This window comes from Spongiibacter nanhainus (assembly GCF_016132545.1).
GTDB lineage: Bacteria > Pseudomonadota > Gammaproteobacteria > Pseudomonadales > Spongiibacteraceae > Spongiibacter > Spongiibacter nanhainus.
The window spans coordinates 892524-911846 of sequence record NZ_CP066167.1 but is presented as its reverse complement, the minus strand read 5'-3'; the positions used below and the strand labels follow the sequence as shown (position 1 = coordinate 911846).

Here is a 19323-nt window from a genome sequence, read left to right as displayed (position 1 = left end):
AGCGTGGATCACACAGACCAGGTTATCGACCTGTTTCACCGCCACATTGAGAGCTGCATGTACACCATGGAAGCACTGGCCGAGGGCATTGCCGAAGCCAGTCACCACTTGGTCGACTGTATGCTCCACGACCACAAAGTCATGTGCTGCGGCGAGGGCAGCAGCGGGTTGATCGCCCAACACCTGGCCACCAACCTGCTTAACTCCTTTGCTCAGGAGCGGCCGTCGCTTCCCGCCATCGCACTGAATGCAGATACCGCCACCGCCACGGCAATTGCCGCTCAGTTCAGTTACAACGACATTTTCGCCAATCAAATTCGCGCTCTGGGGCAAGCGGGCGACTGCCTGGTACTGTGCTATCAGGGCAGCGGCACCGCCAACAGCTTGCGCTGTATTCAGGCCGCCCACGAGCGCGGTATGCGGGTGGTTTCGCTGAGCAACTTTGGTGGCGGCGACGCCAGTGCTCTGCTGTCACCTGACGATGTCGAGCTGATTGTGCCAGTGGAAGAACGCGCACGGGTCACGGAAATGCAGCTGGTTGCCGTGCACGCCCTGTGCGAGTTAATTGACGCACAATTGTTTGGAACCTGATTAAACTCTACCCCATTCCTTAGTTAGCACTTGGAAGAAACCATGATATTACGACCACTTTACGCACTGTTGATATTGTTTGCTGTCTCCGGCTGCACTCAAATCATTGGCGCCACAACGGATAAACCCCTGGAGGACGACCCCGGCAGTCGCAGCCTCGGCAGTTATATCGACGACGAAATTATTGAAACCAAGGTTGTGGTCAATATTCGCAAGACCTACCCAGAGCTGGAAGGCGCCCATTTAGCGGCCACCAGCCACAATGGCATTGTGCTGCTCACCGGCCAGGTACCTCGGACCGAGCTTAAAAACGCCGCCGCTGAAGTGGCGGCCAAAGTGAAGAAAGTTCGCAAGGTGCACAACGAGTTGAGCGTGGGCCAGGACGCCGACATGCTAGCCCGCAGCAACGACAGCTGGCTCAGCACCAAGGTCAAAAGTCGGCTCGCATTGGAATCGCAACTGGACGCCGCCAAGATTAAGGTGGTCACCGAAAAGGGAGTGGTTTACCTGATGGGCCTGACGTCCAAGGCACAGTCCGACCTGGCCGCCAAAATCGCCAGCGAAACCAAAGGCGTGCAAAAGGTGGTTCGGGTCTTCGAATACTACTAACGACCCGGAGGAAAGGTGGCGAGATAGAGCCGCGAAACCGCGGACTATTTGACCACCTTCAGGTTGGGCTTAGCCCCTGAGGGCGACTTTTTATCCTGCTTATCCTGCCCACTGGTACTGTCGTCGTCGCCCCCTGTTGGGGGCGGTGGCGCACCGGGATCTTCGGCATCAAACAGCATGCCCTGCCCGTTCTCCCGAGCGTAAATACCCAGCACCGCCGCGATCGGCACGCGGATATCCTGCGCGACGCCGGCAAAGCGACCGCGAAAGCCCAGTTCATCGTTGCCGACATCCAGAGCTACCACCGCGGATGGAGAAATATTGAGGACAATCTGCCCGTCTTTGACGTACTGCTGCGGTACCTGCACACCGTCAAACAGCGCGTTCACCAGGATATAAGGCGTACAGTCGTTGTCGACCACCCACTCGTAGATCGCGCGGATCATGTAGGGGCGACTTGACGTCATAGTCATAACAGCGGGCCAAAAGTTGGACAGTAAGGGCGTCGGCTTAGGCCACCGACGCTTCGTTGCGCAGCTCGCGCTCCTTCTCGGTCAGGCTTTCCTGGAAGGAGGGCCGATCAAACAGACGCTGCATATACTCGATCAACGGCTTGGATTGACGGGTTTGCGGCAAGCTCACACCCAACTGCGGCAAACGCCACAAAATCGGCGCCAAACAGCAGTCCACCAAAGTAAACTCTTCGCTCATAAAGAACGGCTTCTCGGTGAAAATAGGTGCAATGGTCAGCAGGCTGTCGCGGAGCTCCTTGCGGGCTTTATCCAGGCCTTTCTGGTTGCCACCGGCGAGAATTTCATCCACCAAACGGCACCAGTCCCGCTCAATGCGGTAGATGTATTGGCGGCTTTCGCCCCGTGCCACGGGGTACACCGGCAGCAGCGGTGGGTGGGGGAAGCGTTCGTCCAGGTACTCCATCATCACCTTGGACTCGTACAGGGCCAAGTCACGGTCTACCAGGGTCGGCAGACTGTTGTAAGGATTGAGTTCGGATACTTCCTCGGGCAACTGCTCGGGATCGACATCAATGATATCAACGGTGACGCCTTTTTCTGCCAGTACAATGCGTACCCGGTGGCAGTAATGACTCACAGCATCGGAAAAAAAGGTCATGGTGGAACGCTTGGCGACGACGCCCATTGAAAGTCACCTCAAAAAACTACTTATCTAAACAAAGAAAGCGGGCTTCCCCCAATTGGGAGCGCCCGCTGCCGAATTCGGCCTCGCCCCGCGCCGGGCGGAGCGACGATTTTTAGTGCACGTCTTTCCAGTACTCGCGGTTAAGCAGATAGGCAAATACGCCGAACAAGACGATAAATAACAGCACGTATACACCGATGCGCTTGCGGTCAGCCTGGGCTGGCTCGCCCATGTACTCCAAGAAGTTTACCAAGTCGTAAACCACTTTGTCATATTCCTCGGGGCTGAGCGCGCCTTCGGGCTCGTAGGTAAATGAGCCGCAGGGGTTCAGTGCCTTGCCATCTTCACCATAGAGCACGTTCTCTCCAGTTAAGGGATCACGCTTGATACCGCCATTTTCGGCGTGTACCGGACCCGGCGCACAATGTGGCATACCCTGCAACTCGGCCAACACGTGAGGCATACCCACATCTTTGAAGACCTTGTTGTTGACGTTGTAGGGGCGCGATGGATCGGAATAGAAGTTGCGCAGATAGGTATACAACCACTCCGGGCTGCGCGAGCGCGCCACCAGGGTCAAGTCTGGCGGCGCAGCACCAAACCATTTCTTGCCATCTTCAATCGCCATGGAGTTGGTCATCAGCGCACCAATCTTCACCGACTCGTCAAACTTCAGGTACTGCTCGAAGAGGTCTTCGGGAATATTCAGGTCGTTCGCAACTCGCTGATAGCGACCGTACTGCAGTGAGTGACAGCCCATACAGTAGTTCATATAGGTCTGCGCACCGCTCTGCAAGGAAGCCTGATCGGTGACATCGGTTTCGATGTGGTCACAATCAATAGTGCCACAGGCGTGGGAGGACTCCGCCCCCACCGCCTTCAGCGGTAGCACCGTCAACAGGCCGATGATCACCGCAACACCAATGCTCTTCCAGAAGCCCATACCACCCTCGGTAACCCGGCTGGGTTCCGGCTTGGTGGCTTCCCAGCGAGTCCAGAAAGGCATCAACAGGAAGAAGGCAAAGTACAGCACAGAACAGATACGAGCCAGCAGTGTGCGAGCCTCAGTCGGCGCCTTAACACCCAGAACACCCAGGATCAGGAAGGAAGCCGCAAAGATAACAATGGCAACACGGCTGATCGGCCCTTTGTAGCGGAAGGACTTAACCGGGCTGCGATCCAACCAGGGCAGCAGGAACAGAATGGCGACTGATGCACCAAAGGCGATAAAGCCCCACAGCTTGTCAGGCACGGCCCGCAGTACCGAGTAGAACGGGGTGAAATACCATACCGGTGCGATGTGATCCGGCGTCTTCAGGCCGTTGGCAATCTCAAAGTTGGCGTATTCGATAAAGTAACCGCCCATCTCCGGTGCAAAGAAGATCACTGCACAGAATACGAACAGGAAGACCGCAATACCCACCAGGTCGTGCACGGTGTAGTAAGGGTGGAAGGGCACACCGTCCAGCGGAATACCGTTCTCGTCTTTGTTCTTCTTAATCTCGACGCCGTCGGGGTTGTTGGAACCCACTTCGTGCAGAGCCAACAGGTGAAGCACCACCAGACCCAGCAACACGATGGGCAGCGCCACCACGTGGAGGGCAAAGAAGCGGTTCAGGGTAATGCCGGAAATCAGGAAGTCACCGCGCACCCACTGCACGATATTTTCACCCACTACCGGGATCGCACCGAACAGGGAGATGATGACCTGGGCACCCCAGTAGGACATCTGGCCCCAGGGCAATACGTAGCCCACAAACGCTTCGGCCATCAGCACCAGGAAGATGAACATGCCGAACACCCAAATCAGCTCCCGCGGCTTTTTATAGGAGCCATAGAGCAATGCCCGGAACATATGCAGATACACCACCACAAAGAAGGCCGAGGCGCCGGTGGAGTGCATATAGCGGATGATCCAGCCAAATTCCACATCCCGCATAATGTACTCAACAGAGCGGAATGCCTCTTCGGCACTGGGGGTGTAGCTCATGGTGAGCCAGATACCGGTCAACAGCTGGTTAACCAGAACCAGCAAGGACAGCACCCCAAAGAAATACCAGAAATTGAAGTTTTTCGGCGCGTAGTACTTACCCATATGGGTATCCCACGCCCGCATGATCGGCAGGCGGGCATCAACCCAGTCGCGCAAACCAACTAATGTCTTAATCATTACGCTGCTCCCTGATCGACGCCAACTACAATCACATTGTCACCTTCGTAGGAATACGGAGGCACGACGAGGTTGGTCGAGGCGGGAGAACCGTTGTACACCCGGCCCGCCAAATCGAAGCGTGAACCGTGACAGGGGCAAAAGAAGCCACCTACCCAGGCGTCGCCACCCAGGTCGGGCACACCCACCTCAGGGCGGTGCTTGGGCGCGCAACCCAGGTGTGTACACAGACCGACCAACACCAGGAACTCGGGTCGAATGGCCCGCCCTTCGCCTTCGATATATTCGGGCTGATCTGCATTTGTGGATTCGGGGTCTTTCAGGTAGGAATTGACTGAAGACAGATCGTCGATCTGTTTCTGGGTCCGTCTCAGGATGTAGACCGGTTTGCCCCGCCACTCGACCACCACCATCTGGCCGGGCTCCAACTTACCGATATCAGCCTTCACCGGTGCGCCAGCCGCGCGGGCTTTAGCACTGGGATTCCACGACCCCACAAAGGGCGTTGCCACACCGACGACCCCAGCGGCACCAACAACCGATGTTGCTGCCGTCAGGAAACGTCGACGTTCGTTATTTACGCCGTCACTGCTCATGACGATTCCCCCATAACACACGAAAAATCAGATCGGTCTGGGCGGCCTCTCCGAGTCACCCTACCTAGATAACAAATGGGCCAAATAGTAGTTAATTTGCCCCACACTGACAATTACAAAGTGCAGCGCCAGTGTCGGCACTGACCTGCTGGACAAAAAAAAACGCCCACCGTAAGCGTGTGGGCGTTTTCCGATAGCCGCCGAATAGCGTTCTCCGGGCTGTTCGAATCGCCGCGCTTAACGCTTGGAGAACTGCGGTCTTCTACGCGCTTTGCGCAGACCGATTTTCTTACGCTCGACTTCACGAGCATCGCGGGTCACGTAGCCCGCTTTGCGCAGGTCGCTGCGCAGACTTTCGTCGTACTGCATCAATGCACGCGCCAGACCGTGGCGAATAGCACCGGCCTGACCGAAGCTACCACCGCCGCTGACGGTAATTTTGATGTCGAACTTTTCAACCATATCGACCAGCTCCAGCGGCTGACGAACGATCATGCGGGCAACCTCACGACCAAAGTAGCTGTCGAGATCGCGATCGTTAACCTTGATTGCGCCGGTTCCCGCAGTCAGGAATACGCGGGCGGAGGAAGTTTTGCGGCGTCCGGTACCGTAATATTGAGTGGCTGACATGGATTTCGCTTTCCTTAAATATTCAGTTCAACAGGCTGCTGTGCCGCATGGGGGTGCTCAGCGCCAGGGTAAACTTTCAGTTTCTTGAACATTGCGCGACCCAGTGGGGTGCGGGGCAGCATGCCCTTCACCGCGCCTTGAATTACACGCTCGGGAGCCTTCTCGATGAGCTTCTCAAAGCTCATTGACTTCAGGCCGCCGGGGTAACCCGTGTGGCGGTGGTACATTTTGTCAGTGGTTTTGTTGCCGGTAACGCGAATTTTTTCAGCGTTGACCACAACAATGTAGTCGCCGGTATCGACATGAGGCGTGTACTCGGGCTTATGCTTACCGCGCAGTCTGTGCGCGATCTCGCTGGCCAAACGACCCAATGTTTTGTCGGCGGCGTCTACCACGAACCAGTCGCGTGTTACTGCGTTGGGTTTTGCACTAAAGGTTTTCATGAATCTCGCCTATGGGGACCGTACCGAACAAAGAGCGCGAATACTACATAAGCGGTCTAGCTTTTTCAAGCAAAAAGATAGGCTTTTTCCTGCCGCCCCACCGCCGAAAAAACCGCCACTACGCCCTGTGCTCCCGCCCCAGGTACTCCTCAGATTGCATCTCCAGCAAACGGCTGCGGGTGCGCTCAAACTCAAACTCCAGGCGACCACCGGAGTAGAGCTCCGGCAGGGCGACTTCGGCAGACACTACCAGCTTCACATTGCGGTCGTAAAACTCATCGATCAAATTGATAAAGCGACGCGCCTGGTCGTCACGCCCCGCGCCCATCTGCGGCACACCGCTCAGCACCACGGCATGAAAGACCTTGGCCAACTCTATATAGTCGTACTGGCTGCGGGGGCCGTCACAGAGCTCACCAAAATCAAACCAGGCAACGTCATCGGCGACAAAGCGGGCCGCAATCTGTCGCCCTTCTATATCCAGCTTCTGATTGGGCTGCCCCAGCTCCGGCGACAGGCGCCGAAAGCTGCTCATCAGGCTTTCCTCGGCCGCCTCGCCCAGCGGGTGGTAGTAAAGCTCGGCCTGCTCCAGAGCGCGGCGCCGGTAGTCAACACCGCCATCGACATTGACCACTTCGACGCGCTCATTGATCAGATCGATGGCCGGCAGAAAACGGGCTCGCTGCAGACCATCCTTATACAGCTCGTCCGGCACGATATTGGAGGTCGCCACCAGCACCACCCCGCGCTCGAACAGGCGCTCAAACAGCCCGGCCAGAATCATGGCGTCGGTGATATCGGAGACAAAGAATTCGTCAAAGCAGATCACCCGCGCCTCGTCCGCAATGCGGTCGGCGACAATGGTCAGCGGGTTCTTCTCCCCCTCCAGCTGCTTGAGCTCCCGGTGAACACGCTGCATAAAGCGATGGAAGTGAGCCCGCATTTTGTCATCGAAGGGCAGGGTGTCATAAAAGGTATCCATCAGATAGGTCTTGCCGCGCCCCACGCCACCCCAGAAATACAGGCCTTTAATCTCGAGGACGTCCTGGCCACCGCCGAACAGGCGTCCCAACAGTCCACCGGAACGAGGCTTGGGGCGAGCAACCAGCTCGTCATACAGGCGCTGCAGGCACTGTACCGCGTGCTCCTGGGCGGCATCGCGACTAAAATCCGGTAGCTGCAAATCTCGTTGATAGCGTTGCAGAGGTGTGGACATGGCGGGTTCCTTCAAAGACGGCGCAACTTTACCGATGCGACGTGGATTTATCAATTTTCCCTCATCACAATGCTGAACCCAACGGGCCTACGGGGGTATACTTGGTGCATCAACCATGCCTTCGGTGCACGGCACCGAAGCCAGTTAGTCTCAGGAGGGGTAAAGCGTGTTCGAGCTGACCACATTAGTCGCCACCGGTGTTATCGCGTTTCTAGTGGGGGGCGCTGTCGGCTATTTCATACTAGAGCGCCTTAAACCCGCGCAGCAGAGCCGCGCCGCACTTGAAAAGCAATTTAGCGAAATGCAGGAGCAGCAGCAGGCCTACCAGCAGCAAGTCAGCGGCCACTTTGACCGCACCGCAGAGCTGCTCAACGACCTGGCGGAAAGCTACCGCAGCGTTCACAACCACATTGCCGAGGGCGCGCAAACATTGCACAGCACCGGCATCAGTCCGCTGCAGCCGCTACCGGAGGGACGCCCGGTACTGGAGAGCAAAGCCACACCCCGCACGCCCTCAGAACAGCCACTTGACTACGCACCTCGCCAACCTGGTAGCAAAGGCGCTTTGCACGAGGAGTTTGGGCTGGACAAGGACCGCCAGCGCAAGGAAGAGGCAGAGCCACCCACCCCGCCACCGCCGCTGTAACAGCCTGCTAGGCGGGGTTGTCGATATCGACAAACTCGTGCTGCAAACCAAAGCGCTCTGCCAGATGTCCGGCCAACGCCGGCGCTCCATAGCGCTCGGTCGCGTGATGACCTGCAGCAATATAGTGAACACCCAGCTCCCGGGCCGAGTGGATAGTGGGTTCAGACACCTCACCACTTAAATACGCATCCACCCCCAAGGCTGCGGCCTTATCGATATAAGACTGGGCGCCACCAGTACACCAGGCAATGGAGCGAATCGGGTGGTCGCCCACCACTTCCAGGAGTGGCTCCCGACCCAGCACCGCGCCGACATGGGTCGCGAAGTCACGAGCTGACATAGGCTGGGGCAGGCGCCCAATGTTGCCCACCGGCCTCGGCGAGCTATCCATTCCACCCTCTACCTCAATGCCCAGTATTTTGGCCAGCTGGGCGTTATTGCCCAACTCTGGGTGGGCATCCAGCGGCAAGTGATAGGCGATAAGACTGATATCGTGGGCCAGCAGGGTGGCCAAGCGGCGCTTTTTCATCCCCACGACACAGGGGTCTTCACCCCGCCAGAAGTAGCCGTGATGAACAATGATGGCATCGGCGCCGCGCTCTACCGCCGCGTCGATGAGGGCCTGTGAGGCAGTCACCCCAGAGACGACTCGCGTGACAGTGTCCCGGCCCGCCACCTGCAAGCCATTGGGGCAATAATCGGAAAAACACTGGGGTTGCAGCAACTCATCGGCCGCGGCGACCAGTTCTGTTAATGCAATAGTCAACGAAACCTCTTCAGTCCGGGTTCAGGTTTTTGTGATAGGCTATCACGCCAATCGGGACGCGGCACCCACCCACAACAACCCATCTCCAAGATACTGGCATAGATAGAGGATATTCGTGAACCTGAGCGGCATTCGCAACTTTTTCTGGCCCAGCCTATGCGGCTTACTGCTGGGGCTGTGCATTCTCGCCTACCTGCCAGAAAAGGATGGCCAGTCCGACTTTACCCGGGCCGTGGAGCGCGCCGCTCCGGCGGTGGTAAACATCTACACCACCAAGGTGGTGCAGCAGCGCCATCCGCTAGCCGACGATCCCCTGTTCCGTCACTTTTTTAACCGCAGCGGCCGGGTGCGCCAGCAACTGGAGCGCAGCCTGGGCTCCGGCGTTATTGTCAGTGAGCGGGGCTATCTGCTCACCAACTACCACGTTATTAAAGGGGCCGATGAGATCCTGGTGATGCTGCAGGATGGGCGTCAGGCCCTGGCCACCGTGATTGGCAGCGATAGCGACACCGATCTGGCAGTGCTAAAAATAGACTTGGAAAACCTCAACGCCATCCCAGTCACCGACCCGGGCCAAATCCGGGTGGGCTCCATCGTGCTGGCTATCGGCAACCCCTACGGTTTTGGCCAAACCGTAACCCAGGGCATTGTCAGCGCGACGGGCCGATATGGTCTGGGCCTAAGCCAATTCGAGAATTTTATACAAACCGACGCCGCTATTAATCCAGGCAACTCCGGTGGCGCCCTTATAGACACCCAGGGTCGACTGCTGGGCATCAATACCGCGATTTACACCCAGAGCGGCGGTTCAACGGGGATCGGTCTGGCCATCCCCACCGACCTAGCCCTGCGGACCATGGAGGACCTGATTCAGTATGGTCGCCCGCTGCGGGGCTGGCTGGGCATAGAAGTTCAGCCCCTAGGGGTGGGCACCAACGGCGTCATTATCACCGCCCTGGCCAACAACAGCCCGGCCAAAGACGCGGGGCTGCGTATCGGTGATGTTCTGACTGAGATTAACGGCGAGGCGGTGGGCGACGGCCACGCCGGCATGAAGCTGATTACCTACACCCGCCCGGGTGAGACCGTGCAACTGGGGCTGCTGCGCAACGATCAACCCCTCACAGTGGAAACCGAAGTCGCCGTGCGCCCTCAAGTGCGGGGCAGTTAAGCGCTGCCGCCGAGCTTAAACCAGCTCTCCCAGAGCATTGAGCAGCACATCATTCTGCTCCTTAAGGCCCACCGTGATTCGCAGATAATTGTCTATTCGGGGCTTGTTGAAATGGCGCACAATAATGCCCCGCTCCCGAAGTGCCGCGGCCAGTTCACTCGCCAAGCGTGTCTGATGGCAAGTGAACAGGAAGTTGGCCGCTGAAGGCAGAGTCTCAAAACCCAACTCAGACAGAGCCCGACGCAGGCGCTCCCGCTCGGCGACCACCGCTGCGCAGCAATCCTGAAAGTAGCGATCATCGGCAAAGGCCGCTACCGCACCAGCTTGCGCCAAGCGATCCAGCGGGTAGGAGTTAAAACTGTTCTTGACCCGCTCCAACGCCTCAATCAAGTCGCTGTGGCCCACCGCAAAGCCAACCCGCAAGCCAGCCAGTGAGCGGGACTTGGACAGGGTCTGGGTAACCAGCAGGTTGGGATAGCGGTTCACCAGGGCGATGGCGCTCTCACCACCAAAATCCACATAGGCCTCGTCGATCACCACCACCGTTTCGTTGTTGACCGACAACAGGCGCTCAATCTCGTCCAGCGCCAAAAAACGCCCGGTGGGCGCATTGGGGTTGGGAAAGATAATGCCGCCGTTGATGCCCTTGTAGTCCGCCACCTGGATTCTAAACTCGTCATCCAGGGGTATGGTTTCATAGGGAATGCCGTACAAACCGCAGTACACCGGATAAAAGCTGTAGGTTATATCCGGAAACAGCAGCGGATGATCATGGCCAAACAGAGCGTGAAAAATATGCGCCAGCACTTCGTCGGAACCATTGCCCACAAAGACCTGTTCCGGCTCAACTTCGTGATAGGCCGCAATCGCACTCTTCAACGCGTCAGAATTGGGGTCGGGATACAGCCTCAGGGCGTCGTCGGAGGCGCGGCGAATCGCATCCAAGACCTTGGGCGAAGGCCCGAAGGGGTTTTCATTGGTATTGAGCTTGGTGAGATTGGCCACTTTGGGCTGCTCACCGGGCACATAGGGTTCCAGGTTTTTAACGAAGGGGCTCCAGTATTTACTCATTCCCCTCCTCCTGTATTCGGTATTCCGCGCTGATGGCGTGGGCCGTTAGCGACTCGCCCCGCGCCAGCACCGAGGCGGTCTTGGCCAACTCAGAGGCCCCCGACACAGAGCATTGAATCAGCGACGAGCGCTTCTGAAAGTCGTACACCCCCAGTGGCGACGAGAACCGCGCCGTCCCCGAAGTGGGCAATACGTGGTTGGGCCCAGCGCAGTAGTCACCCAGCGCCTCGGGGGTGTGCCGCCCCATAAAAATCGCGCCGGCGTGGCGAATGTTGGGCAACAGCGCCTCCGGCTCTTCCACCGACAACTCCAAATGCTCGGGGGCGATGCGGTTGATCAGGGCAACGACTTCTTCCATATCTTTGACCAGCACCAGCGCGCCCCGCTCCGCCAGCGACTGGCGGACAATATCGGCCCGGGACAGACCGGGAAGCAGACGCGCCATACTGGTCTTTACCGCATCGAGGAAGGCCGCATCGGGGCTCAGCAAAATCGACTGGGCATCCTCATCGTGCTCGGCCTGGGAAAACAGGTCCATGGCGATCCAGTCAGGGTTGGTCTGACCATCGCAGACCACCAGAATTTCCGAGGGGCCGGCGATCATATCCAAACCCACGCTGCCAAACACCTGGCGCTTGGCGGTGGCAACATAGATATTGCCGGGTCCGACGATCTTGTCGACCTTGGGCACGCTTTCCGTGCCAAAGGCCAGCGCCGCTACAGCCTGGGCACCGCCAATCGTAAAGACCCGATCGACACCGGCAATCGCAGCGGCCGCCAGCACCATGTCATTCACAAAACCACCGGGGGTCGGTGACACCATGATCAGTTCATCGACCCCAGCCACTTTGGCGGGAACCGCGTTCATCAGCACCGAGGACGGGTAGGTTGCCTTGCCACCGGGCACATATAAACCGACTCGCTCCATGGCGGTAATCTGCTGCCCCAGCACCGTGCCATCGGCCTCGGTATAGGACCAGGACTGCTGATTCTGGTGCTCGTGGTACTGGCGAACCCGCTTGGCAGCCGCCTCCAACGCCTGGCGCTGGTCGGTGGGGATGCGCTGCAAGGCTTCTTGCAAACGCTGGAAAGGAATCTCCAGCGCTGCCGCCGAATCAATATCCAGGCCATCAAACTGACGGCTGTATTCCACCAGCGCCGCATCGCCACGGCTGCGAACTGCAGCAATAATCTCGCTGACCGACTGAGCCACGGCCTGATCCGAGACCGATTCCCAGGCCAACAGCTTGGTCAGCTGGATATCAAAGTCGTTGTCTCGGGTATCCAGGGTCCGAATTTGCAACTCAGCCATTGGCGACCTCTCCCCCTTGACGGGCAAGTACCGCAGCCGACAGTTTGTCGACTATCTCTTGAATGCTGCTGTGCTTTCGCTTCATCGCCGCCTTGTTCACCACCAATCGCGAGCTGACACTGGCAATTAACTCGCGGGGCTCCATACCATTGGCCCTCAATGTATTACCGGTGTCGACGATGTCGACGATCATATCGGCCAAATCCATCAGCGGGGCCAGCTCCATGGCACCGTAAAGCTTAATCAACTCTACCTGCACGCCGCGCTCGGCAAAGTGTCGCCGCGCCACATTGACAAATTTAGTGGCGACCCGCACCCGGCCCTCGGGCATGGCTTCGCCGGCCCGCCCCGCCGTCATCAACTTACAACGGGCAATATCCAGATCCAGAGGCTCGTACATATCCTCGGCGCCAAATTCCAGCAGCATATCCTTGCCGGCAATCCCCAGATCGGCGCTGCCGAGTTTTACATACGTCGGGACATCGGTGCCGCGGATCACCACCATCTGCACATGGGGCATGGTGGTGGGGAAGATTAACTTGCGACTGCTGGAAATATCCTCCAGCGGTTCAATCCCCGCCTCGGCCAGCAACGGCAGGGTTTCCTTGAGTATCCGCCCCTTAGTCAGGGCAATGGTAATGGGCTGATCCACAACAGACTCCAGGGAGGTTAGCCAGCCAGGCGACGAATATCGGCACCCAGCGCCAGGAACTTCTCTTCGATACACTCGTATCCACGATCGATATGATAAATACGATCTACCAGGGTTTCACCATCGGCCACCAGGCCGGCAATGACCAGACTGGCAGAGGCCCTGAGGTCGCTGGCCATCACCGGCGCTCCCTTTAGACGATCAATGCCGGTGATCATGGCGGTATTGCCCTCGACGCTGATCTTGGCGCCCATGCGGTTCATCTCATGGGTTTGAATCAAGCGGTTTTCAAAAATGGTCTCGGTAACGTGCGCCACACCCTCGGCCACCGCATTCATGGCGGTAAACTGGGCCTGCATATCGGTGGGAAAGCCCGGATAGGGCAGCGTCTTAATATTCACTGACTTGGGCCGCCGACCCTGCATATCCAGGGAGATGGTGTTGTCTTCCAGGGTCAATACCGCGCCGGCATCCTCCAGCTTGGCCAGCACCGACTCCAGCGTGTGGGGCGCAATATCCTTGAGGGTAATCCGCCCCCGGGTCGCCGCAGCGGCCACCAGATAGGTGCCGGCTTCGATACGGTCTGGCATCACCGAATAGTCACAGCCGTGCAGGCGATCAACCCCATCCACCACGATGGTGGCACTGCCGTGACCACTGATTTTGGCCCCCATAGCAATCAGGCACTCCGCCAAGTCGACGATTTCCGGCTCCCGGGCGGCGTTTTCCAGAATGGTCTGACCATCCGCCAGTGCCGCTGCCATCAACAGGTTTTCGGTGCCGCCCACGGTGACCATGTCGAAGAAAACATGGGCGCCTTTTAGGCGGCCTTCACAGCGCGCGGTAATGTAACCCTCGTCGACGTCAATCTTTGCACCCATGGCCTCAAGGCCCTGCAGATGCTGATCCACCGGACGACTGCCAATCGCACAGCCACCGGGAAAAGAAACCCGGGCGTGACCAAAGCGGGCCAACAGCGGCCCCAGCACCAGGATCGATGCCCGCATGGTTTTAACCAGCTCGTAGGGGGCGGTGGTGCAATTGGTGGTGGCGCCGTTGATCTCCACACCCAGGGTTTCGTCGACAATCAGCTCGGTGCCCATGCTGCGCAGCAGCGCTATCATGGTGGTGATGTCGTGCAGGTGAGGCAAATTGCGCACGACTACCGGCTCACTGGCCAGCAGGGTGGCGGCAAGTATCGGCAGTGCCGCATTTTTGGAACCCGACACCCGGATGGTGCCGTCGAGCGGCCCCCCTCCACGAATCAATAACTTGTCCATTTTTTCTCCAGCCGTGGCCAGCGCGAAACGGGCCTCAGCCCTCCGCTTCGTCCGGGGTCAGCGCCTTGATATTGACGGCGTGCACTGATCCGTCGCGAATCAGCTCGTTTACTGCGGCATACACCAGCTGCTGGCGGCGCACCGGGCGCAAGCCGTCAAAGGCGCGACTCACCACCAGCACATCGTAGTGGCTGCCCTCGCCCTGGACGTCGAACTTGCCATCATCGAAATGTTCGCTGAGGCGTTGCAGGATTTGCTCTACCATGACCAATTACTCTAGTTCTGGGGGGCAGTTTGGCGGTGCAGAAGCACGCCTCCGACACCGAGCACGCCCCTGTAAGCGCAAGCGGGGAGCCAATTGGCTCCCCACATATAGAAGGCGCTGGATTTTACGCAATTCCGCAGCAATAAGCGAGGCGAGCCCCCGCCAAAACACCGCAGTACGCGGCACAGCCAGGGACTAGCCCTCCGCCTGCTGCTCCATGACTTCCTGGGGCGCCACAGTCCAGTTGTCGATGACCTTGTCGATATCGCCATCGTGAGTGCGCACCGCTGCGTTGAACTGATTCTGGTAGATGCGTCCTAAATTCAGCCCCTCGATAATGACATTGCGCAGTTTCCACTCGCCATTGCTGTCTTTGCGAAGGGTGTAAACCACCTCATAGGGCTTGGGCCGGTCACCGTAAATGTGCTGACGCACCCCAACGCTGCCCGACAGGTCGGCATCCTCGGCCAGAGGCAAAACCTCGATGCGATTGCCGTTAAACGCCAGCAGACCCTTGGCATAGGTGTTGATCAGGCCATCTTTAAAGCTTTCGGTAAAACGAATCACCCGATCGCGAAAGCGCGCTTTCGCTTCTTCGCTTTGCAAGCTTTGATAGTAGGCACGGCTACCGTAGCGGCCCATTACGCCCCGAGCAAAGCTTTGAAAGTCCACGACTTCGTCCAGCATCTCACGAACCCGCTGATTGAAGCGCTCTGGGTCTTCGTCGTAGTACTCTCGAGCGGCCTCAATTTCTTTGACTAACTCCTCGGTAGTGCCCGCAACGACCTCATAGGGGCCGGGCTTTTTATCCACGTCTTCTGCCTGAGCGCTCAGGGACAAGCCCAGAACCATCATGGTGGCAGCCAGCAATATGCGTTTAATCATGTCTTCCCCTTGTTTTGAACTCGTCACTCATCGACCCATTGGATGCTGATTGTCAGGGCCGCGAACGCTTTGACCGCATTCTACGGCATTGGCTCCCTGTATTGCCGTGCGACAGACCTGTTAATTTTTCACATTGATCACTATTATAGGCGCCCTACCTTAGCCCCAGCTGAACAGTGGACAGCGCTTGACCATCAACAGGTTACCCGACTCACTATGACCGTTTCCTACATTCAGTCTGCACAGCGCGTCATCAACATGGAGCGGGACGCCGTCGCCGCCCTTGGCGAGCGCGTCGACGACAGTTTCAGCCGAGCCTGCGACATCCTACTGAATTGCCAGGGTCGAGTCGTGGTGACTGGCATGGGCAAAAGCGGCCACATCGGCAACAAGATTGCCGCCACTCTGGCCAGCACGGGCACGCCCGCATTTTTTGTCCATCCCGGCGAAGCCAGCCACGGCGATATGGGTATGATTACCTCCGGCGATGTGGTCATTGCACTGTCCAACTCGGGCTCCACCTCAGAGCTGGTCACCCTGCTGCCTCTACTGAAGCTACTGGCCGTACCGGTCATAGCCCTGACCGGCAACCCCAAGTCTGAACTGGCCACCAGCGCCGATGCCCACCTGGACGTCGGTGTTGAAGAGGAAGCCTGCCCCCTGAATCTGGCGCCCACTTCCAGCACCACAGTGTCACTGGTAATGGGAGACGCCCTGGCTATCGCCCTACTGGAAGCCCGCGGCTTTACTGCCGACGACTTTGCCTTTTCCCATCCCGGCGGCGCGCTGGGACGGCGTTTGCTGCTGAAAGTTGACCAGATCATGCACACCGGCGACGCTATACCCAAGGTCCGTAGTGGCACGCCCTTGAGCGGCGCACTGTTGGAGATGAGCAGCAAAGCGCTGGGTGTAACCACGGTGGTGGATGCCGATGGCAAGCTGCTAGGAATCTTTACAGATGGCGATCTGCGTCGGGCCATCGATCGCGATATTGATGTGCGTCACTGCCCTATCGATGACGTTATGACCCGCAACGCCCGCAGTATCAAACCGGGCACCATGGCGGCGGAAGCACTGCGTATAATGGAAGACAATAAAATCACGGTATTGGTGGCAGTGGACGACAGGGGTTCGCCGGTGGGCGTCGTGCACACTCACGACCTGCTGAAAGCCGGCGTCGCGTAAGCGCCGCCACTGAAAAAACCGCTATACCCACTATACTCAAGCAAAAGGCAACAACGAACCACTATGCAAAGCATCACCGAAAAAGCTAAAGCTGTGACTCTGCTGGCCATGGATGTGGACGGTGTGCTTACTAATGGCAGCCTGTACTTCGGCAATAGCGGCGAAGAAATGAAGGCCTTTTCGATTTTAGACGGGTTGGGCATCAAATTGCTGCGTGACGCTGGGGTAACGCCAGCGCTGATTACCGGTCGGCGCTCGGAGCTGGTGGCCCGGCGGGCCGCCGAACTGGGTATTGAGCTAATTTACCAAGGCCGGGAAGACAAACGCGTTGCCCTGGAAGAGCTGTGTCGCGACCAGCAACTGGAGCTCAGCCAAGTCGCCTATGTCGGCGACGATCTCCCCGACCTCGGCGCCATCCGCGCTGCAGGCCTCGGCGTTACCGTCGCCAATGGCCATCACTTTGTCGCCGCCCACGCCGACCTGCAAACCCGGGCAGCCGGTGGCAGCGGCGCCATCAGAGAAGTCTGCGAGGTCATCCTTGAGGCCAAGGGGCTGCTGACATCGTCGCTAGAGGCCTACCTCTAATTATGGCCACCCGCTCGCTGCGCACCGCTGTATTCTCTGTGATCTCCGGCCTGCTGGCGATTACCGGCACCGGCTTGTACCTCACCCAGTTCAGCGACAGCGGCAAACTGAGTATTGTCGACCAGTTTGAGCCGGTGCCCGATGTGGACTCCCACCTCACCGGCATCACCGGACTTAAATACCGTGAGGACGGCGCCATCGCCTACCGCTGGCGGGCGGAAACCGCCGAGCGTCTGATCCACAACGGCACCATTGTGCTCAGCGAGCCCTACTATATTGGCAATATCGGCGACCAGCGTCCCTGGACTGCCGAGGCCGAGCAAGGCCGCCTGTCGCCGGACGGACAAAACTTGCAATTGCAGCGAGATGTGGTGGTCCGGGACCTGATTCGGGAAGCGCAAATCGACACCGCCGTCCTGCACATTGATCTGGAAAGCAGCCGAGTTCACACCGAGTCAGCTTTGTCTCTAACCTTTAAGAATGGTCAAACTGAATCAGTAGGTATGCGAGCCAGCCTCAGCGACGAGCGAGTGGAACTGCTTGACCAAGTCAGGGGGCACTATGATCCCCAATAAAGCCCTATCAACCCGTTACCTGGCGCGGCGCTGTGTTGCCGCAGTAATGCTGTTGAGCTTGGTTAGCGCTGTAACAGCGCTACCTGAGGACCGCCGGCAAAGCATTAACTTGAGCTCCGACCGGGCAACTTACGAGAACAACCAGGGTATCTACACCGGTAATGTGAGGATGAGTCAGGGCTCGCTAAAGATTGCTGCCGACCAGGTCATCATTATCGAGTCGGACCGCAAAGTGACCAAAGTCGTCGCCCGGGGCAACCCCGCGCGCTTTGAGCAACAGCCCCGCAGCGGTGAGGGCATTGTGGAGGCCAGCGCCAATCTGATCGAATACGAGCTGGACGCTGAGGAAATCCTGCTGCAGCAAAACGCCCGCATTCAACACCAGGGCTCCACGATCAGCGGCGACCGCATCGTTTACAGCGGCCGCAAACAACTGGTGGTGGCTGATGGCGGCAGCAATCAAAAAGACAAACGGGTACAGATGACGCTGCAACCTCAAAACAACAGCGACGACGAAGACCAGAGCACCACTGCCCCCGCCAAAACCGGCTCCGCAGGGCCGGCGGAGACCGCTCCCCCCAGCAGCGCGCCGCAGCCCAAACCCAGCCAGAGCTCGCCCTCTTCGACCAGCCCTGACGAGGACGCTGACTGATGCCGGTACTGGAAGCCAACCACCTTGCCAAAGCCTACGGCGGCCGCCACATCATCAAAGACGTGTCACTGTCCATTAGCAGTGGAGAAATCGTGGGACTGCTCGGCCCCAATGGCGCCGGCAAGACCACCTGCTTTTACATGATTGTCGGCATCGTCAACCCCGACCGGGGCAACATTTGCCTGGACGGGCGGGATTTGACCCGACTCTCCATCCAGGGACGGGCCAAACACGGGGTGGGCTACCTGCCCCAGGAAGCCTCGGTATTCCGCAAGCTCAGCGTTGCCGACAACATCATGGCCATTCTGCAGACGCGCAAGGACCTCAACCGCAAACAGCGCAAGGACCAGCTGGAGGCGCTACTGCAGGAATTCCACATTACCCATATCCGCAAATCCATGGGCATGTCACTGTCAGGCGGTGAGCGCCGACGGGTGGAAATTGCCAGGGCATTGGCGACTGAGCCCAGCTTCATTCTGCTGGACGAGCCCTTTGCCGGTGTCGACCCCATTTCGGTCAACGATATTCAACAGATCATCCTGCATCTCCAACAGCGCGGTATCGGCGTGTTGATTACCGACCACAACGTGCGGGAGACTCTACATATTTGCGAAAAGGCCTACATCGTCGGTGAGGGCCGTATCGTCGCCGAGGGCGATACTGAAACCGTCCTCGATAGCCAAATCGTGCGGGACATCTACCTGGGCGACAAATTCACTCTATAAAATCAGAGCCCGCCGTTGATCAAAAAATCGGCACAGCAATTGCTTGTCGCACTATTGCAGCGCGCCACACTCCGGACTACACTGGAAACGTGACGAGGGATACGCCCCGACACCGGAAACCCCAGGGTTTTCACCACACC

At 58.2% G+C, this 19323-nt stretch carries 23 protein-coding genes; 9 read left to right on the top strand and 14 right to left on the bottom strand.

The window, feature by feature from the left end; translation table 11 throughout:
- Positions 1-3 precede the first annotated feature (3 nt).
- Complete coding sequence (locus I6N98_RS04170) at positions 4-591, top strand: SIS domain-containing protein (RefSeq protein ID WP_198570546.1); 588 nt, start codon at positions 4-6, stop codon at positions 589-591.
- 42 nt (positions 592-633) lie between these two features.
- On the top strand, positions 634-1200 hold the full coding sequence (locus I6N98_RS04165) for a BON domain-containing protein (protein WP_198570545.1): 567 nt from the start codon (positions 634-636) through the stop codon (positions 1198-1200).
- A 44-nt stretch (positions 1201-1244) separates the two neighbouring features.
- On the opposite strand, the gene I6N98_RS04160 is transcribed toward I6N98_RS04165, so the two are convergent.
- The 7 genes from I6N98_RS04160 to zapE form a co-directional block, all read right to left on the bottom strand.
- Complete coding sequence (locus I6N98_RS04160) at positions 1245-1673, bottom strand: ClpXP protease specificity-enhancing factor (protein ID WP_198570544.1); 429 nt, start codon at positions 1671-1673, stop codon at positions 1245-1247.
- A 37-nt stretch (positions 1674-1710) separates the two neighbouring features.
- Positions 1711-2358, bottom strand: coding sequence for a stringent starvation protein SspA (gene sspA / locus I6N98_RS04155; RefSeq protein ID WP_198570543.1), 648 nt, complete (start codon positions 2356-2358; stop codon positions 1711-1713).
- A gap of 112 nt (positions 2359-2470) precedes the next feature.
- Positions 2471-4528, bottom strand: coding sequence for a ubiquinol-cytochrome c reductase (locus I6N98_RS04150; protein WP_198570542.1), 2058 nt, complete (start codon positions 4526-4528; stop codon positions 2471-2473).
- The gene (gene petA / locus I6N98_RS04145) at positions 4528-5124 is read right to left on the bottom strand and encodes a ubiquinol-cytochrome c reductase iron-sulfur subunit (RefSeq protein ID WP_198570541.1); all 597 of its coding nucleotides are present in this window, start codon (positions 5122-5124) and stop codon (positions 4528-4530) included. Before petA ends, I6N98_RS04150 begins: the two co-directional genes overlap by 1 nt.
- A 237-nt stretch (positions 5125-5361) precedes the next feature.
- On the bottom strand, positions 5362-5754 hold the full coding sequence (gene rpsI / locus I6N98_RS04140) for a 30S ribosomal protein S9 (protein WP_198570540.1): 393 nt from the start codon (positions 5752-5754) through the stop codon (positions 5362-5364).
- 14 nt (positions 5755-5768) lie between these two features.
- Positions 5769-6197 (bottom strand): 50S ribosomal protein L13, encoded by a 429-nt coding sequence (gene rplM / locus I6N98_RS04135; protein WP_198570539.1) that lies wholly within the window; start codon positions 6195-6197, stop codon positions 5769-5771.
- A 118-nt stretch (positions 6198-6315) separates the two neighbouring features.
- The gene (gene zapE / locus I6N98_RS04130) at positions 6316-7413 is read right to left on the bottom strand and encodes a cell division protein ZapE (RefSeq protein WP_198570538.1); all 1098 of its coding nucleotides are present in this window, start codon (positions 7411-7413) and stop codon (positions 6316-6318) included.
- Positions 7414-7579: 166 nt separating this feature from the next.
- Between zapE and I6N98_RS04125 the strand changes: the two genes are divergently transcribed.
- A complete protein-coding gene (locus I6N98_RS04125) occupies positions 7580-8059 on the top strand; it encodes a Z-ring associated ZapG family protein (RefSeq protein ID WP_198570537.1) in 480 nt (159 codons plus the stop codon).
- A 7-nt stretch (positions 8060-8066) separates the two neighbouring features.
- Here I6N98_RS04125 and I6N98_RS04120 read toward each other — a convergent pair whose 3' ends face one another.
- Complete coding sequence (locus I6N98_RS04120) at positions 8067-8825, bottom strand: Nif3-like dinuclear metal center hexameric protein (RefSeq protein WP_198570536.1); 759 nt, start codon at positions 8823-8825, stop codon at positions 8067-8069.
- A gap of 115 nt (positions 8826-8940) precedes the next feature.
- Here I6N98_RS04120 and I6N98_RS04115 point away from each other — a divergent pair, with 115 nt between their 5' ends.
- Entirely contained in the window at positions 8941-9996 is a 1056-nt protein-coding gene (locus I6N98_RS04115; RefSeq protein WP_273475549.1) for a trypsin-like peptidase domain-containing protein, read from the top strand.
- Between the two features lie 15 nt (positions 9997-10011).
- On the opposite strand, the gene hisC is transcribed toward I6N98_RS04115, so the two are convergent.
- From hisC to I6N98_RS04085, 6 genes are all read right to left on the bottom strand, one after another.
- Complete coding sequence (hisC, locus tag I6N98_RS04110; protein WP_198570535.1) at positions 10012-11067, bottom strand: histidinol-phosphate transaminase; 1056 nt, start codon at positions 11065-11067, stop codon at positions 10012-10014.
- Complete coding sequence (gene hisD / locus I6N98_RS04105) at positions 11060-12379, bottom strand: histidinol dehydrogenase (RefSeq protein ID WP_198570534.1); 1320 nt, start codon at positions 12377-12379, stop codon at positions 11060-11062. The genes hisC and hisD overlap by 8 nt, the downstream gene beginning before the upstream one ends.
- Positions 12372-13031: an ATP phosphoribosyltransferase gene (gene hisG, locus I6N98_RS04100; RefSeq protein WP_198570533.1), complete on the bottom strand. Its 660-nt coding sequence runs from the start codon at positions 13029-13031 to the stop codon at positions 12372-12374. The genes hisD and hisG overlap by 8 nt, the downstream gene beginning before the upstream one ends.
- Positions 13032-13048: 17 nt before the next feature.
- Complete coding sequence (murA, locus tag I6N98_RS04095; protein ID WP_198570532.1) at positions 13049-14311, bottom strand: UDP-N-acetylglucosamine 1-carboxyvinyltransferase; 1263 nt, start codon at positions 14309-14311, stop codon at positions 13049-13051.
- A gap of 34 nt (positions 14312-14345) precedes the next feature.
- The gene (locus tag I6N98_RS04090) at positions 14346-14576 is read right to left on the bottom strand and encodes a BolA family protein (RefSeq protein ID WP_198570531.1); all 231 of its coding nucleotides are present in this window, start codon (positions 14574-14576) and stop codon (positions 14346-14348) included.
- 195 nt (positions 14577-14771) lie between these two features.
- Positions 14772-15461 (bottom strand): MlaC/ttg2D family ABC transporter substrate-binding protein, encoded by a 690-nt coding sequence (locus I6N98_RS04085; protein WP_198570530.1) that lies wholly within the window; start codon positions 15459-15461, stop codon positions 14772-14774.
- Between the two features lie 216 nt (positions 15462-15677).
- Here I6N98_RS04085 and I6N98_RS04080 point away from each other — a divergent pair, with 216 nt between their 5' ends.
- The 5 genes from I6N98_RS04080 to lptB all read left to right on the top strand — a co-directional run bounded on the left by I6N98_RS04080 (position 15678) and on the right by lptB (position 19183).
- A complete protein-coding gene (locus I6N98_RS04080; RefSeq protein WP_198570529.1) occupies positions 15678-16646 on the top strand; it encodes a KpsF/GutQ family sugar-phosphate isomerase in 969 nt (322 codons plus the stop codon).
- Between the two features lie 63 nt (positions 16647-16709).
- Positions 16710-17231: a KdsC family phosphatase gene (locus I6N98_RS04075; protein ID WP_198570528.1), complete on the top strand. Its 522-nt coding sequence runs from the start codon at positions 16710-16712 to the stop codon at positions 17229-17231.
- 2 nt (positions 17232-17233) lie between these two features.
- Positions 17234-17806 (top strand): LPS export ABC transporter periplasmic protein LptC, encoded by a 573-nt coding sequence (gene lptC / locus I6N98_RS04070; protein ID WP_198570527.1) that lies wholly within the window; start codon positions 17234-17236, stop codon positions 17804-17806.
- Positions 17793-18458 (top strand): lipopolysaccharide transport periplasmic protein LptA, encoded by a 666-nt coding sequence (gene lptA, locus I6N98_RS04065; RefSeq protein ID WP_198570526.1) that lies wholly within the window; start codon positions 17793-17795, stop codon positions 18456-18458. The genes lptC and lptA overlap by 14 nt, the downstream gene beginning before the upstream one ends.
- The gene (gene lptB / locus I6N98_RS04060) at positions 18458-19183 is read left to right on the top strand and encodes an LPS export ABC transporter ATP-binding protein (protein WP_198570525.1); all 726 of its coding nucleotides are present in this window, start codon (positions 18458-18460) and stop codon (positions 19181-19183) included. The genes lptA and lptB overlap by 1 nt, the downstream gene beginning before the upstream one ends.
- Positions 19184-19323 lie beyond the last annotated feature (140 nt).

Excerpts from the sequence above, each read along its gene's own strand:
- hisC (WP_198570535.1), bottom strand. The coding sequence starts at position 11,067 with ATGAGTAAATACTGGAGCCCCTTCGTTAAAAACCTGGAACCCTATGTG.
- murA (WP_198570532.1), bottom strand. The coding sequence starts at position 14,311 with ATGGACAAGTTATTGATTCGTGGAGGGGGGCCGCTCGACGGCACCATC.
- I6N98_RS04150 (WP_198570542.1), bottom strand. The coding sequence starts at position 4,528 with ATGATTAAGACATTAGTTGGTTTGCGCGACTGGGTTGATGCCCGCCTG.
- rplM (WP_198570539.1), bottom strand. The coding sequence starts at position 6,197 with ATGAAAACCTTTAGTGCAAAACCCAACGCAGTAACACGCGACTGGTTC.
- lptC (WP_198570527.1), top strand. The coding sequence starts at position 17,234 with ATGGCCACCCGCTCGCTGCGCACCGCTGTATTCTCTGTGATCTCCGGC.
- zapE (WP_198570538.1), bottom strand. The coding sequence starts at position 7,413 with ATGTCCACACCTCTGCAACGCTATCAACGAGATTTGCAGCTACCGGAT.
- lptB (WP_198570525.1), top strand. The coding sequence starts at position 18,458 with ATGCCGGTACTGGAAGCCAACCACCTTGCCAAAGCCTACGGCGGCCGC.
- petA (WP_198570541.1), bottom strand. The coding sequence starts at position 5,124 with ATGAGCAGTGACGGCGTAAATAACGAACGTCGACGTTTCCTGACGGCA.
- hisD (WP_198570534.1), bottom strand. The coding sequence starts at position 12,379 with ATGGCTGAGTTGCAAATTCGGACCCTGGATACCCGAGACAACGACTTT.
- I6N98_RS04165 (WP_198570545.1), top strand. The coding sequence starts at position 634 with ATGATATTACGACCACTTTACGCACTGTTGATATTGTTTGCTGTCTCC.
- sspA (WP_198570543.1), bottom strand. The coding sequence starts at position 2,358 with ATGGGCGTCGTCGCCAAGCGTTCCACCATGACCTTTTTTTCCGATGCT.
- I6N98_RS04090 (WP_198570531.1), bottom strand. The coding sequence starts at position 14,576 with ATGGTAGAGCAAATCCTGCAACGCCTCAGCGAACATTTCGATGATGGC.
- I6N98_RS04075 (WP_198570528.1), top strand. The coding sequence starts at position 16,710 with ATGCAAAGCATCACCGAAAAAGCTAAAGCTGTGACTCTGCTGGCCATG.
- I6N98_RS04080 (WP_198570529.1), top strand. The coding sequence starts at position 15,678 with ATGACCGTTTCCTACATTCAGTCTGCACAGCGCGTCATCAACATGGAG.
- I6N98_RS04085 (WP_198570530.1), bottom strand. The coding sequence starts at position 15,461 with ATGATTAAACGCATATTGCTGGCTGCCACCATGATGGTTCTGGGCTTG.
- lptA (WP_198570526.1), top strand. The coding sequence starts at position 17,793 with ATGATCCCCAATAAAGCCCTATCAACCCGTTACCTGGCGCGGCGCTGT.
- rpsI (WP_198570540.1), bottom strand. The coding sequence starts at position 5,754 with ATGTCAGCCACTCAATATTACGGTACCGGACGCCGCAAAACTTCCTCC.
- I6N98_RS04160 (WP_198570544.1), bottom strand. The coding sequence starts at position 1,673 with ATGACTATGACGTCAAGTCGCCCCTACATGATCCGCGCGATCTACGAG.